Annotated in this window: 15 protein-coding genes; 14 read left to right on the top strand and 1 reads right to left on the bottom strand. The window is 42.2% G+C overall.

Annotation, left to right across the window (positions count from 1 at the left end):
• The first annotated feature begins 13 nt into the window (after positions 1 to 13).
• The 3 genes from NST59_RS17170 (at position 14) to NST59_RS17160 (ending at position 3,643) form a co-directional block, all read left to right on the top strand.
• Positions 14 to 616, top strand: a complete 603-nt coding sequence (locus NST59_RS17170) for a thymidine kinase (protein ID WP_024423745.1) — start codon at positions 14 to 16, stop codon at positions 614 to 616.
• A 279-nt stretch (positions 617 to 895) separates the two neighbouring features.
• A complete protein-coding gene (gene malS, locus NST59_RS17165; RefSeq protein WP_327842079.1) occupies positions 896 to 2,596 on the top strand; it encodes an oxaloacetate-decarboxylating malate dehydrogenase in 1,701 nt (566 codons plus the stop codon).
• 90 nt (positions 2,597 to 2,686) lie between these two features.
• Positions 2,687 to 3,643, top strand: a complete 957-nt coding sequence (locus tag NST59_RS17160) for an AEC family transporter (protein ID WP_341040845.1) — start codon at positions 2,687 to 2,689, stop codon at positions 3,641 to 3,643.
• A 233-nt stretch (positions 3,644 to 3,876) separates the two neighbouring features.
• Here NST59_RS17160 and racA read toward each other — a convergent pair whose 3' ends face one another.
• Positions 3,877 to 4,425, bottom strand: a complete 549-nt coding sequence (racA, locus tag NST59_RS17155) for a chromosome-anchoring protein RacA (RefSeq protein ID WP_058838550.1) — start codon at positions 4,423 to 4,425, stop codon at positions 3,877 to 3,879.
• A 210-nt stretch (positions 4,426 to 4,635) separates the two neighbouring features.
• Here racA and prfA point away from each other — a divergent pair, with 210 nt between their 5' ends.
• From prfA to glyA, 11 genes are all read left to right on the top strand, one after another.
• Positions 4,636 to 5,703: a peptide chain release factor 1 gene (gene prfA, locus NST59_RS17150; RefSeq protein WP_064498793.1), complete on the top strand. Its 1,068-nt coding sequence runs from the start codon at positions 4,636 to 4,638 to the stop codon at positions 5,701 to 5,703.
• Complete coding sequence (gene prmC, locus NST59_RS17145) at positions 5,693 to 6,577, top strand: peptide chain release factor N(5)-glutamine methyltransferase (protein WP_099663746.1); 885 nt, start codon at positions 5,693 to 5,695, stop codon at positions 6,575 to 6,577. The genes prfA and prmC overlap by 11 nt, the downstream gene beginning before the upstream one ends.
• A 141-nt stretch (positions 6,578 to 6,718) precedes the next feature.
• Positions 6,719 to 7,198, top strand: coding sequence for a hypothetical protein (locus NST59_RS17140; RefSeq protein ID WP_058838603.1), 480 nt, complete (start codon positions 6,719 to 6,721; stop codon positions 7,196 to 7,198).
• Positions 7,199 to 7,320: 122 nt separating this feature from the next.
• A complete protein-coding gene (gene spoIIR, locus NST59_RS17135; protein ID WP_371412191.1) occupies positions 7,321 to 7,974 on the top strand; it encodes a stage II sporulation protein R in 654 nt (217 codons plus the stop codon).
• Between the two features lie 64 nt (positions 7,975 to 8,038).
• Positions 8,039 to 8,482, top strand: a complete 444-nt coding sequence (locus NST59_RS17130; protein ID WP_144489928.1) for a GNAT family N-acetyltransferase — start codon at positions 8,039 to 8,041, stop codon at positions 8,480 to 8,482.
• A gap of 161 nt (positions 8,483 to 8,643) precedes the next feature.
• Entirely contained in the window at positions 8,644 to 9,696 is a 1,053-nt protein-coding gene (locus NST59_RS17125) for an L-threonylcarbamoyladenylate synthase (RefSeq protein ID WP_082700845.1), read from the top strand.
• A gap of 60 nt (positions 9,697 to 9,756) precedes the next feature.
• Positions 9,757 to 10,311: a manganese efflux pump MntP gene (locus NST59_RS17120; protein WP_039182117.1), complete on the top strand. Its 555-nt coding sequence runs from the start codon at positions 9,757 to 9,759 to the stop codon at positions 10,309 to 10,311.
• Positions 10,312 to 10,374: 63 nt separating this feature from the next.
• On the top strand, positions 10,375 to 10,833 hold the full coding sequence (locus NST59_RS17115; RefSeq protein WP_099663743.1) for a low molecular weight protein arginine phosphatase: 459 nt from the start codon (positions 10,375 to 10,377) through the stop codon (positions 10,831 to 10,833).
• Between the two features lie 133 nt (positions 10,834 to 10,966).
• Positions 10,967 to 11,416 carry a ribose 5-phosphate isomerase B gene (gene rpiB / locus NST59_RS17110; RefSeq protein ID WP_003214714.1) on the top strand — a complete coding sequence of 150 codons (450 nt, stop codon included), beginning with the start codon at positions 10,967 to 10,969 and terminating at the stop codon, positions 11,414 to 11,416.
• Between the two features lie 12 nt (positions 11,417 to 11,428).
• The gene (locus NST59_RS17105) at positions 11,429 to 11,968 is read left to right on the top strand and encodes a TIGR01440 family protein (RefSeq protein ID WP_039182113.1); all 540 of its coding nucleotides are present in this window, start codon (positions 11,429 to 11,431) and stop codon (positions 11,966 to 11,968) included.
• A 177-nt stretch (positions 11,969 to 12,145) separates the two neighbouring features.
• Entirely contained in the window at positions 12,146 to 13,393 is a 1,248-nt protein-coding gene (glyA, locus tag NST59_RS17100; protein WP_034281450.1) for a serine hydroxymethyltransferase, read from the top strand.
• Positions 13,394 to 13,431 lie beyond the last annotated feature (38 nt).

Here is a 13,431-nt window from a genome sequence, read left to right as displayed (position 1 = left end):
GGGAGAAGACCTTATGTATGTGATGAAACAAAGCGGTTGGCTTGAAGTCATCTGCGGTAGTATGTTTTCTGGAAAGTCGGAAGAATTGATTCGGAGAGCCAAAAGGGCCACCTTTGCCAAACAAGAAGTAAAAATATTCAAACCAGCGATTGATAACCGATATAGTACAAGCTCTGTTGTGTCACATAACGGTTCATCATTAGATGGGATTGCAGTAGCCTCACCAAAAGACATAATAACGCACATATCAGAAAGAACCGATGTCATTGGCATTGATGAGGTGCAATTTTTTGATGAGACAATCATTGACATTGTCACTCAATTGGCTGACCAAGGCTACCGAGTCATTGTTGCAGGCCTGGATCAAGACTTCAGAGGAGAGCCATTTGGTGTTGTTCCGCATTTAATGGCATGTGCAGAGCTTGTAACAAAACTTCAAGCAGTTTGTTCGGTATGCGGCTCCCCAGCGAGTAGAACACAACGCTTGATCGACGGTAAACCCGCATCCTATGATGATCCTATTATTTTAGTAGGTGCGCAGGAATCATACGAAGCACGATGCAGACATCACCATGAAGTACCAAGACTTGATGTTGGTACAACACTTGACAAATAAAAAAATAGCAAATGCCGCTGTGTTTCGTTTTTCGAGATTTTGACTGAACACCCATCATTTGTACTTAAATAAATTAAATAACACTACGATTAAATTATCTAATTTTCAACGCTTGCGTTTTGTTATAAGCAGGCATAAAATGACTAACTGTAGTGTAAAGCATTTAAACGAAAAGTTCGATTTCTTGTCATAATTTTTTTGATTAAGGATTTTTCTCCTTAATCGTTCTTTGGATTAATAGTTCACTTTATTTATATTTTAGAAAGAGGGTAGTTTTTGATGAACAACGTGAAGAAAACAAAAGAAGGGTACCTCGAAACCACTTTGACAGGTAAAGATGTATTATCGATTCCAACGTTGAACAAAGGCGTTGCTTTCTCTGAAGAAGAAAGACAAGAGCTTGGACTTGAAGGCTTACTTCCTCCAACGGTTCTCACTTTAGAACAGCAAGCAGAAAGAGCGTACAAGCAATTTCTAGCTCAGCCGGATCGTCTTCGTCAAAACGTATACTTAAGTGATTTACAAAACCGTAACGAAGTATTGTTCTACAAGCTTTTAACAGAAAAGCTTCGTGAAATGCTTCCTGTTGTGTACACACCAACTGTTGGTGAAGCGATTCAAGAATACAGCCATGAATACAGAAGACCTCATGGTGTCTATCTTTCAATCGACGACATTGACGGCATCGAGAAAGCATTTGAAAACTTGCACGCAACTGCTGGAGACATTGACCTCATCGTTGCAACTGACTCTGAGAGTATTCTTGGAATTGGTGACTGGGGTGTTGGTGGTATCAACATCGCAATCGGTAAATTAGCTGTTTACACGGCTGCAGCAGGTATTGATCCTAGCCGCGTGATTCCAGTTGTATTAGATGTTGGAACAAACAATGAAAAATTATTGAATGATCCATTATACATCGGGAACCATCACAAACGTGTACAAGGTGAAAAATACGAAGAATTCATTGATGCTTATGTAAAAGCAGCACTTAAATTCTTCCCGAAAGCATTGCTGCACTGGGAAGACCTTGGAAACAAAAATGCGCGTAACATCATGAAAAAATACAATGATAACATCTTAACGTTCAACGATGATATTCAAGGTACTGGTGCCATTACTTTAGCGGGTGTTCTTGCAGCTGTCAAGAAAACTGGTACTCAATTGAAAGATCACCGTGTTGTCATCTTCGGAGCTGGATCAGCTGGTATCGGAATCGCAGATCAAATGCGTGACACAATGGTTCTTGAAGGTTTAACAGAAGAAGAAGCAAACAATGCATTCTGGACTTTAGACTACAGAGGATTGCTAACAGACCAATTTGAAGATGAAGTGCTTGATTTCCAAAAACCATACCTGCGTTCTTCTAATGAAGTAGAAGGATGGGCACGCGATGAAAAAGGACAAATCTCATTTGCTGAAACGGTTCGCCAAGCGAAGCCAACAATTCTTATTGGTACTTCAGGTCAAGGCGGCGCATTCACTGAAGAAATCATTAAAGAAATGGCAGCTCATACAGAGCGTCCAGTGATCATGCCAATGTCTAACCCAACACCGCTTGCTGAAGCAGTGCCAGAGGATCTATTCAAATGGACTGACGGCCGTGCACTTGTTGCAACAGGAAGCCCGTTCGAAAACGTTGAGTATAACGGAATCGAACATGAAATCGGACAATCAAACAATGCGTTCGTTTTCCCTGGACTTGGTCTTGGTTCAATCGTAACAGAATCAAAAATCATCACAAAAGGCATGTTCGTTGCTTCTGCAAATGCAATTGCTGAAATGGTTGATCATGAGAAACCAGGTGCTGGTCTTCTTCCAAGTATTGATAAATTGCAAGAAGTGTCAATTCATGTGGCTGTTGAAGTAGCGAAAGCAGCAATTGAAGATGGTGTCGCAAGAAAAACGCCGGACAACATCGAACAAGCTGTGAAAGACGCAATGTGGATTCCTGAATATAAAAAAATAGTAAGAGCATAATAAAATGTGTAACGCGGCATTGCTTCGGGTAATCTAAGCAATGCCGCAATAAATAAGAAACATGTAAAGGATTTAAGGAGGAATAGTAAGATGGACTTTTTAAATATTTTGATCCTCCTAGCACCGATTTTTTTCGTTATCGCGCTGGGTTGGTTCGCAGGACACTTCGGCAGCTATGACGCTAAATCTGCAAAAGGTGTAAGTACACTTGTAACAAAGTATGCTTTACCAGCGCACTTTATCGCCAGTATTCTGTCAACACCAAAAGATAAATTCTATAGTCAAATTCCATTTTTCGTTGCATTGATTTTCGGAATCGTTGGTTTTTATATCATTATCCTTTTAGTTACGAAATTTGCTTTTAAATATGATTTAACAGACTCATCTGTTTTCTCATTAAACTCAGCACAACCGACCTTTGCATTTATGGGGATTCCGGTCTTGGGTAGTTTATTTGGGGCTCAAGAAGTTGCAATTCCGATTGCGATTACCGGAATAGTTGTAAATGCAATGCTTGATCCAATTGCAATTATTGTATCAACTGTCGGTGAAAAAACAAAAGGGAAAACCAAAGACGGCGAAAGCTTCCTAAAAATGACGACAAAAGCAATTTTGCACGGTTTATCAGAGCCGCTTGCACTTGCACCATTAGCCAGTATCATTCTTGTTCTTTTAGGATTTAAACTTCCTTCAATTGGACACGAAATGTTAGAGGAAATTGGCAGCGTTACATCAGGGGTTGCGCTATTCGCAGTCGGTGTTACTGTTGGTATCCGCAAAATTAAATTAAGCTTGCCAGCCTTCAGTATTGCATTGCTAAAAGTAGCTGTACAACCAATACTTATGTATCTTATTGCGGTTCTTATGGGTCTTTCGGCTGATGAAATTACAAAAGCTGTATTACTTGTAGCCTTCCCAGGTTCAGCTGTTGCAGCAATGATCGCAACACGATTTGAAAAACAAGAGGCGGAAACTGCATCCGCATTTGTCATCAGTGCCATCATGTCACTCATCACATTACCGATCATTATTGCTCTTACCGTATAATATAGTAAAAAGGCTGCCTCGACAGGCAGCCTTCAGCGTGTAGACAAACCCTCGCATTCGTTGTCAGTCCTGCGCTTCGGTGCTCACGAATGTCAAATTCGATCCGCTCCGATGCTCGTCCTTCCTAGACTGCAAAGGTTTTCTATCACGCTGAAAGAAGACAAAGGGCTAAAATCAAGATTATTTTAGCCCTTTGTCAAAAATCTGAAGGCTGCCTATTGAGGCAGCCTTTCTTAGCGAAATGAATGAAACAGAGGGAAGAGTACACGCTTTTTTTTGAGGTCAGGGGGTGCGATTTCCTTTTTTTCTTCTGCTTGTGACGGTTGTTTCAAGGTTGCGGCGAGGCGGTCAAATTTTGTGGATAAATCTTCAATTTCTCTGCGGTGCTGAAGCAGTTGATACGATACACCTTCATCTGCTTTTTTAGCCAATTTCCGTTCAAGTTCTTGCAGGCGGTCTTCGACATCAGTGACGTGTAATTGCTGCTGGATGAGCGCTTTCACTTGTTTTTCTAATGCTTCAATCCGCTGTATAGAGACATCAGCTTCGACAGCAGGTGCTGATTGACGAACGGTTTCCTTATGGATTGGCAGTTGAATATCTTGGAGGATCACACCTTCACTCATCTGGTGTTTGACCTCTTTGAGCAGCTGTACAATATCTTCATGAAATTCATAATGTCCAAGTTCATTCCGGGCGACAGGGATGTTGAGTTGTTTGACCCAACGCTGAATCGTCTTTGAAGAAACACCAATTTCCTTTGCAACCTCATTTGTATTCAAACCAAATGCCCTCCCTTTTTTCAATTACAAGTACCATTCTCTTTAAGGAGGACCTGTTCCTTCACGTTAGACAAAACAAGTAACCAATCGCCAAAGATCGTGTTTTCTAGCGAAAAATTGCAGAAAATCAATTGTTTTGGAAATTTTTTTGACTGTCATACCCCGCTATACTATAATTAGACTGTTACGCACAAAACAGAGGTGAAGACCATGTTAGACCGTTTAAAATCAATTGAAGAACGTTATGAAAAACTAAATGAATATTTAAGTGACCCTGAAGTGGTGAACGACACTACGAAGCTTCGTGAATATTCGAAAGAACAATCCGATATTCAAGAAACTGTTGAGGTATATAGACAATATCGTGCGGCATATGACCAGCTGAAAGATGCGAAAGCAATGCTCGAAGAGAAGCTGGATGCCGAGATGCGCGACATGGTCAAAGAAGAAATTTCAGAGCTCACTGAGGAAACGGAACGTTTAGAAGACGAGCTGAAAATCTTGTTGATTCCGAAAGATCCAAATGACAACAAGAACGTTATTGTGGAGGTTCGTGGTGCAGCAGGCGGAGAAGAGGCTGCTCTTTTTGCAGGTAACCTTTACCGTATGTATAGCCGTTATGCTGAAATGCAAGGCTGGAAAACAGAAGTCATGGAAGCAAGTGTCACTGGCACAGGCGGTTATAAAGAAATCATCTTTATGATCAGCGGGAAAGGCGCTTACTCCAAACTAAAGTTTGAAAACGGCGCACACCGTGTACAGCGTGTTCCAGAAACGGAATCAGGCGGACGGATTCATACATCAACTGCGACAGTCGCGGTATTACCTGAGGCTGAAGAAGTTGAAATTGATATCCATGAAAAAGACATCCGTGTTGATACTTTTACATCTAGCGGACCTGGCGGACAAAGTGTCAATACAACCATGTCTGCTGTTCGATTAACTCACCTTCCAACAGGTGTTGTTGTATCCTGTCAGGATGAGAAATCACAAATTAAAAACAAAGAAAAAGCCATGAAAGTACTGCGTGCGAGAATTTATGATAAATTCCAGCGTGAAGCACAGGCTGAATACGATCAAACACGTAAATCTGCGGTTGGAACAGGGGATCGTTCAGAGCGTATCCGTACGTACAACTTCCCGCAAAACCGTGTAACAGACCACCGCATCGGATTGACGATTCAAAAGCTTGATCAAATTTTAGAAGGAAAACTTGACGAGGTCATTGATGCACTAATTATGGAAGACCAAGCAAGAAAGCTTCAAGATGCAAAATAAAGAGCGAACAATCTTCGAAGCCCTTAAATGGGCTTCTTCTTTGTTAACGGAAGCTGGCAGAGACCAAAATGCAGCAGAACTCCTGTTGATGCATGTGCTCGGCTGGAGCAGAAGTGAGCTTCTTGCACGATTTCATGATGCGCTGCCTGAGGAGCAAGATCAACTGTTCAGCAAATTTGTGACGCAGCATAAGGCAGGTGTTCCTGTTCAGCATTTAACGGGTGTTGAATTCTTTTACGGACGTCCTTTCGAGGTGAATAAGCATGTTCTTATTCCTCGTCCTGAAACGGAAGAAGTTGTGTTGGCGGCGCTCAATTTGGTAGGTGACGTTTTCCCGCCCGATCAGCCGCTCAAAGCAGTTGACGTTGGCACAGGAAGCGGAGCCATTGCAATTACGCTCGCTCTTGAAAAAAAATCACTATCTGTCACAGCGACTGATATCTCACAAGAAGCACTTGCGGTAGCAAAGCGGAATCAACAAGCGCTCGGTGCAGACGTTCATTTTTTACATGGAGATTTACTTGAACCGGTTATAGCTCAAGGTATTAAAGTAGATGTATTTATTTCCAATCCACCTTATATTGCGGCGGAAGAAATGGACAGTCTGTCTGAGGTTGTGACGAAGCATGAGCCGGTGAATGCGCTGACGGACGGACGTGATGGCTTGTGGTTTTATAAACGTCTTGTTCGTGATCTTCACAGCGTGCTGAGTGAACAGGCAGTTGTTGTCTTTGAAATTGGACATACGCAAGGTCAAGATGTCACAGCGCTTCTCGTGCAGGCTTTTCCTGAAGCGCATGTCTACACCGTCAAAGATATTAATGGAAAAGATCGAGCTGTTTGCGCACACATTCAAAACGGAAAGTCCGGCTGAATATAGCCGGACTATTTTATTATGTAAAGATGAAACTTATGGTAAAAGAGAAACGTATATATAGAAGAATGAACATTCTGATCATGATTTTTTACATAAATTTGTTTTGAAGGAGCGAATGGTGTGAACAAAAGGTATGCGATGGTGTTGGTCATCGTCAGTGTACTATTGATTGTGAGTGCTTGTGGTAAACCGAGCTTTAAAAAAGAGGCAGCAGCATTTGGAGAAAGCTATAAAAAAGCACAATACACAGTGAATCGAACGGATGACCTATCTGATATGAAAGAGAAGCTGAAGGTTTATTTAACCGAACATGAATATCAAGAATATACACAAGACAGCATGTTCCCGAGCATATTAGAAGCGGCGAAGGATCAAGATTGTCAAATTAAGCTGAAGAAAATTATGTTTACGCCTTCAGATGAAAGCGATGACAGAATTGAATTTAACTATGAAATGGTGATCCAATTTATCGATCACAAAGGAAAAGTCAAAAAAGAAATCGAGAAAAAAGGGGCCATGACTGTTATTAAAACAGAATCTGGTTTAAAAATCAGCCGAGATTGGGATGGGAGACTGTACCCTTCTGACTACCAATCCTCACTCAAAAGTCGTTCTTAAAGAGAACGGCTTTTTTGTTTTGACTCATAATCTATTAAAAAATTCATATTGACTGTTTATGAAATGAGTTTCCTGGACACAATGTTTGTAGCGAAAAGAAAAAGTGGGGGGAACACTCAATGTTGAAAAGTAAAACGATGATTTGTCTTTATATGTTTCTATTATTATGCGGTGCTTTTGCAAACCTTGGCAGAGAGGAGACGGCGGCTGCTTCTGCAAATCAGCCTGTTGTTATACCAGATGAAGCGATTCGATTACGCATTTTAGCAAATAGTGATCGTTCAGCGGATCAGGATGTGAAAAGAAGTATTCGTGACGAGGTCAATGCGAATATGACGGAGTGGGTCAAAGACCTCAGATCCATTGAAGAAGCAAGACGTGTCATTCGATCAAAGCTGCCAGAAATCAATCGTATCGCCAAAGCGAAATTGAAGGAACAGCATATTGATCAATCTGTATCGGTCAGTTTTCAAAAAGCTTCATTTCCAACAAAACTCTATGGAAATTTCGTCTATCCTGCTGGGAAATACGAAGCCATTTTAATTACGCTTGGAGAAGGGGACGGAGCCAACTGGTGGTGTGTGTTATTCCCGCCGCTCTGTTTTATCGATTTTTCAAACGGAGAAGCCATCGCCTCACCAGAAGGCGATGATGATAAACAAGTGACAGCGCAGCAAACGAAAGAGTCTGTCAATGAAGTGGTGAAAGAAGAGGAAGAAGAGACAGGTGAAGTGAAGTTCTTTTTGTTCGAATGGGTCTCTAGTCTTTTCTCTTAAAAAAGGTATAAATCGGTTTTTGCCTCATAGAGTTGAAGTAAGAGATCAAAAAAGAGGTGAAAGCATGTATTATCAATTAAGAATAGCCGCAGAGGAAGATGTCCCGTCGATCAATGCTTTTCTTGAAAAGGGACAAGCAAAAGGCGGAGTAACGCTTGCAGAGCGAACGACATTTGTCGTGATGGAAGATGCGGATGGTCAGCTGGCAGGCTGCTTAGGTCTTGAACAGCTCAATGAACAAGAGGGATTGCTGCGGTCGCTTGTCATATCAGATAAGCTCGGTCAGGGGCACATTGTCTCCTTGTTCCAAAGCGTTCAAACGCTCGGAGAAAAAATAGGTGTGCATACTTTTTATGTCGTTGCAAACCATTCCTCTTCCCATGATTTTTTGGCATTAATGGGCTTTACGCCTTTAGAGGAAATCCCAGAAAGCATATGGAGTTCTGCACATGCAAAAGAGACATTGGGGAAAGAACAGGCTGTGGTCCTGCAAAAAAAAGGCAGTTAATCACAAAACGATGGACTTATACACATACTTATCCACTATAAAACAAGCGTTATCCACAAATTGTGGACAACGCTTGTTTTATTGATCATCATCTTTTATACTTTCAAAAGGATAATTGAGATATATCAACAGTTTTATCTTTTTTAAAAGGAGTTTGTATGATGTTAAATACAAAAAGGTGGTCTGTGGATTTAGAAAAGGATTTATCCACATACTATCCACAAATTAAACAGGCGGCCGATCTGCTGCAGCAAAATGAAGTGGTTGCTTTCCCGACAGAGACCGTTTACGGACTCGGGGCAAATGCGAAAGAGACAGAAGCCGTGATGAAAATTTATGAAGCGAAAGGGCGTCCGAGTGATAATCCGTTGATTGTTCACATTGCGGAAGTTCAGCAGCTTCACGAATTTGCACAAATAGAAAGCGAAAAAGCGAAGGCGCTGATGGATGCCTTTTGGCCGGGCGCCTTAACCATCGTTCTTCCGTGTAAGCCGGGCACTTTATCCAAGCAGGTTACAGCAGGTTTATCCACAGTAGGTGTGAGAATGCCTGACCATCCCATTGCGCTTGAGCTCATCCGAGCAGCTGGTCTGCCAATTGCTGCACCAAGTGCGAACCGTTCAGGGAAACCTTCACCAACACAAGCCGACCATGTAGCGAGTGATCTCGAAGGAAGAATCGCTGGAATTGTGGATGGAGGTAAAACTGGAATTGGTGTTGAGTCAACGGTTGTATCCTGTGTCGGTGAGACCCCAGTGATTTTAAGACCGGGCGGAATTACAAAAGAAGCATTAGAAGAGGTCGTGGGGACGGTGAGTGTGGATCCAGGGCTGACAAAAAAGGACGAGGCGCCAGTATCGCCAGGTATGAAATACACACACTATGCACCTGAAGCCCAGATGTATATCTTTCATGGAAGTGATGAAGACATGCAGCGGCACATTCAGAAATACAAAGCTGAAGGTCTAAAAGTCGGAGTACTGACAACAGAAGAAAAGAAATCGCTGTTTGCGGCAGATGTTGTGTACAGCTGTGGATGGAGAGAAAAACCTGAAACGGTTGCTGCAAACCTCTATCGTGTACTGAGACAATTTGATGAAACGGATGTAGACTTGATTATTTCAGAAGCCTTTCCAGAGCAAGGAGTTGGTTCTGCCATTATGAACCGTCTGCAAAAAGCCGCAGGAGGGCGTACACTCCCTTCGTTCCAATAGTTCTAACCTTTCTTGGACAAACATAGGTTAAAGGAGAATGTGTGTCCAAGGGGGATTTACATGAACGAACTAGCTGGCGAATTGCTGACGCTCAGCATCATGGCTTTTGCACTTGGAATGGATGCTTTTTCGGTTGGACTTGGTATGGGGATGATTCAGCTGAGGTTCCGCCAGATCATTTATATTGGACTTGTTATTGGGATATTTCATATGTTTATGCCGCTTTTTGGTATGCTGACAGGTCAGCTCTTATCCGGATGGCTCGGTCTTCTTGCCACCTATATTGGCGGGGCGCTGCTTTTGGTGCTGGGACTGCAAATGATCGTTGCTTCTATCCGCAAAGAGGATAAGCCCTTTATCGCACCTGTTGGGACTGGTCTCGTTCTTTTTGCTACAAGTGTCAGCCTAGACAGCTTCTCTGTTGGTTTAAGCCTCGGGATTTACGGTTCCCAGGTGTGGATGACTATATTATTGTTTGGTTTTTTTAGTATGCTTCTCACATGGCTCGGATTATTACTCGGCAAACAGGTTCGGTCATGGGTGGGTTCATATAGCGGCGCGCTTGGCGGAATCATTTTACTAGCCTTTGGTATCAAATTATTATTTCCGCTCTAGCCAGTCTCCTTACATAACATGTAGAATGAAATGCTATATAATAGAAGAAAAGGAGGGCGAAAGATGAAAATCTTATTTGTTTGTACGGGAAATACATGCAGAAGTCCAATGGCTCAAGCCCTTTTTGCTTCCATTGCAGATGAAAAAGGTTTAGAGGTCACTGTAAAATCAGCGGGCATTTTTGCCTCCGATGAAGGGAAGGCGTCTCCTCAAGCGATCGAAGCATTATTTGAGAAAAGCATTCCACTGAATCACTCATCATCAAAATTGACAGAGGAGCTTCTGCGCGAAGCTCATTACGTCTTCACGATGACTATGCAGCATAAACAGTTGATTACTGAGCAATATACGCATGCAAAAGGCAAGGTCTTCACTTTAAAGGAATTTGCGACAGGAACAGAAGGCGATGTATCCGACCCGTTTGGCGGAAGTCTTTCTGTTTATCAGGAAACTCGTGATGAACTTGAAGCTTTACTGTATCAGCTCGCTGAGAAATTGAAAAAAGATCATCATCATAGATAACCTGTAAAACCGTTGCGTCAACGGTTTTTCTGCTTTTGTTTGCAAATCACTAGGCAGAGGTTAAAATATAACTGTAAATAAAGAATGAATGTAAGATATAACAGATCAACTCACCCTTAGGAGGAATTGCCCGATGAAAGTAGCCATTGCATCCGATCACGGCGGAACGAATATTCGTGAAGAAATCAAACAACTGATGGATGAATTGAAGATTGAATACATTGATATGGGTTGTGAATGCGGATCAGGTTCTGTAGACTACCCAGATTATGCATTCCCTGTAGCCAATATGGTGGCAAACGGAGAAGTCGACCGCGGCATATTAATTTGCGGGACAGGCATCGGCATGAGCATCTCGGCAAATAAAGTAAAAGGAATTCGCTGTGCATTAGCACATGATACATTTAGTGCTAAAGCAACTAGAGAACACAATGATACGAACGTTCTTGCAATGGGAGAGCGAGTGATTGGACCAGGATTAGCACGTGAGATTGCGCACATTTGGCTGACAACAGAGTTTACAGCAGGACGCCATGCTGTGCGGATTGGCAAAATTGCTGATTACGAAGAAAAGCACCTATAAGGAGCGCTTAATATGAACATTGGTCAAGATTGGCTTGAAATGTTAAAAGAGTTTCATCAAACAGTTGAATTGCGTGCCGGGCAAATCTTAGTTATTGGCTGTAGTACGTCAGAAGTGGCTGGTGAGCATATTGGTACTGCAGGAAGTGAGCAAATTGCTGCGTCCATCTATCAAGAATTGGATCAGTTAAGACGAGAGACCGGCATTGAGCTCGCCTTTCAATGCTGTGAGCATCTAAATCGTGCCCTAGTCGTTGAAGAAGAAGTGGCTTTCCGTTTTAACTTGGAGATTGTAGCTGCAGTACCTGTCCGTAAAGCGGGTGGTTCGATGGCGGCTCACGCGTATCAGCAAATGGAACATCCTGTATTGGTCGAATCCATTGAGGCGCATGCTGGAATTGATATCGGCGATACGTTAATTGGGATGCACTTAAAGAGAGTCGCTGTACCTGTCCGTCTCAGCCGTCATCAATTAGGACATGCACATGTGACTTTTGCGAAAACACGTCCGAAGCTGATTGGCGGAGAAAGAGCGGTTTATACAAGATCATAGCTTCGATATATTTCTAATATAATGTTGAATGATGAAGACGCTTTACCACTTGAATATTCGGGTTTTCATAAAAAAGAAGTCGATTTTCCAAAAAAAACTTTTACATTTTACTCAAAAACCGTGTACAATGAGATGGTGAAAACATCGAATGGAAATAGATTGGAGAGGATTTCGCTGATGAAACATTTACCTGAGCAAGACGCACAAGTATTCAAAGCAATTCAACTAGAGCGGAAACGCCAGCAGGACAAAATCGAATTAATTGCATCAGAAAACTTCGTAAGCGAAGCAGTCATGGAAGCACAGGGCTCTGTATTAACAAATAAATACGCTGAGGGTTATCCTGGTAAACGCTACTATGGCGGCTGTGAACATGTAGACGTTGTGGAAGATATCGCACGTGACCGCGCAAAAGAAATTTTTGGCGCTGAGTATGTGAACGTACAACCTCACTCAGGTGCTCAAGCGAACATGGCTGTTTACTTTACTATTCTTGAGCATGGCGATACAGTGCTGGGCATGAACTTATCACATGGCGGACATTTAACACACGGAAGCCCTGTAAACTTTAGTGGTGTACAGTACAACTTTGTAGAATATGGTGTAGATAAAGAAACTCAGCATATCGACTATCAAGATGTACTTGAAAAAGCACGTGAACATAAGCCGAAACTAATCGTTGCGGGTGCAAGTGCATACCCACGTCAAATTGATTTCAAAAAGTTCCGTGAGATTGCTGATGAAGTCGGTGCTTACTTTATGGTCGACATGGCTCACATTGCTGGTCTTGTTGCAGCAGGTCTTCATCCAAATCCAGTTCCTTACGCAGATTTTGTGACAACGACAACTCACAAAACATTACGCGGACCTCGCGGCGGAATGATTCTTTGCCGTGAAGAGTTTGGTAAAAAGATTGACAAATCGATCTTCCCTGGTATTCAAGGTGGACCACTCATGCATGTCATCTCTGCAAAAGCTGTTTCTTTCGGTGAAGTATTGAACGGAGATTTCAAAACATATGCACAAAACGTCATTGATAATGCAAAACAACTAGCTGAAACTCTTTTATCTGAAGATATTCAGCTTGTATCTGGCGGAACAGATAACCATCTTGTTCTCATTGACTTGCGTTCTCTTGGCATCACAGGAAAAATTGCAGAAAACGTTCTTGATGAAATTGGTATTACAGTGAACAAAAATGCCATTCCTTATGATCCAGAGAAACCATTTGTCACAAGTGGTGTACGTGTAGGTACAGCAGCAGTAACAAGCCGCGGTTTCGATCAAGAAGCGATGAAAGAAGTCGGTTCCATTATTGCGCTTGCGCTAAAACATCATGAAGATGAAGCGAAATTAGAAGAGGCGAAAAAGCGTGTATCTGATCTTACTGCCCGTTTCCCTCTATATAACGAATTAGATTATTAAAAAACAGACCCATTTGCCTATTTTTGGCATGTGGGTTT

Source organism: Bacillus sp. FSL R5-0439 (assembly GCF_038008805.1).
Taxonomy (GTDB): Bacteria; Bacillota; Bacilli; order Bacillales; family Bacillaceae; genus Bacillus; species Bacillus safensis.
This window is presented reverse-complemented; position numbering and strand designations above follow the sequence as displayed.

Bases quoted from the DNA above. Each gene is read 5' to 3' on its own strand.
- NST59_RS17170 (WP_024423745.1), top strand. From the start codon at position 14: ATGTATGTGATGAAACAAAGCGGTTGGCTTGAAGTCATCTGCGGTAGT.
- malS (WP_327842079.1), top strand. From the start codon at position 896: ATGAACAACGTGAAGAAAACAAAAGAAGGGTACCTCGAAACCACTTTG.
- NST59_RS17160 (WP_341040845.1), top strand. From the start codon at position 2,687: ATGGACTTTTTAAATATTTTGATCCTCCTAGCACCGATTTTTTTCGTT.
- prfA (WP_064498793.1), top strand. From the start codon at position 4,636: ATGTTAGACCGTTTAAAATCAATTGAAGAACGTTATGAAAAACTAAAT.
- prmC (WP_099663746.1), top strand. From the start codon at position 5,693: ATGCAAAATAAAGAGCGAACAATCTTCGAAGCCCTTAAATGGGCTTCT.
- NST59_RS17140 (WP_058838603.1), top strand. From the start codon at position 6,719: ATGGTGTTGGTCATCGTCAGTGTACTATTGATTGTGAGTGCTTGTGGT.
- NST59_RS17130 (WP_144489928.1), top strand. From the start codon at position 8,039: ATGTATTATCAATTAAGAATAGCCGCAGAGGAAGATGTCCCGTCGATC.
- NST59_RS17125 (WP_082700845.1), top strand. From the start codon at position 8,644: ATGTTAAATACAAAAAGGTGGTCTGTGGATTTAGAAAAGGATTTATCC.
- NST59_RS17120 (WP_039182117.1), top strand. From the start codon at position 9,757: ATGAACGAACTAGCTGGCGAATTGCTGACGCTCAGCATCATGGCTTTT.
- NST59_RS17115 (WP_099663743.1), top strand. From the start codon at position 10,375: ATGAAAATCTTATTTGTTTGTACGGGAAATACATGCAGAAGTCCAATG.
- rpiB (WP_003214714.1), top strand. From the start codon at position 10,967: ATGAAAGTAGCCATTGCATCCGATCACGGCGGAACGAATATTCGTGAA.
- NST59_RS17105 (WP_039182113.1), top strand. From the start codon at position 11,429: ATGAACATTGGTCAAGATTGGCTTGAAATGTTAAAAGAGTTTCATCAA.
- glyA (WP_034281450.1), top strand. From the start codon at position 12,146: ATGAAACATTTACCTGAGCAAGACGCACAAGTATTCAAAGCAATTCAA.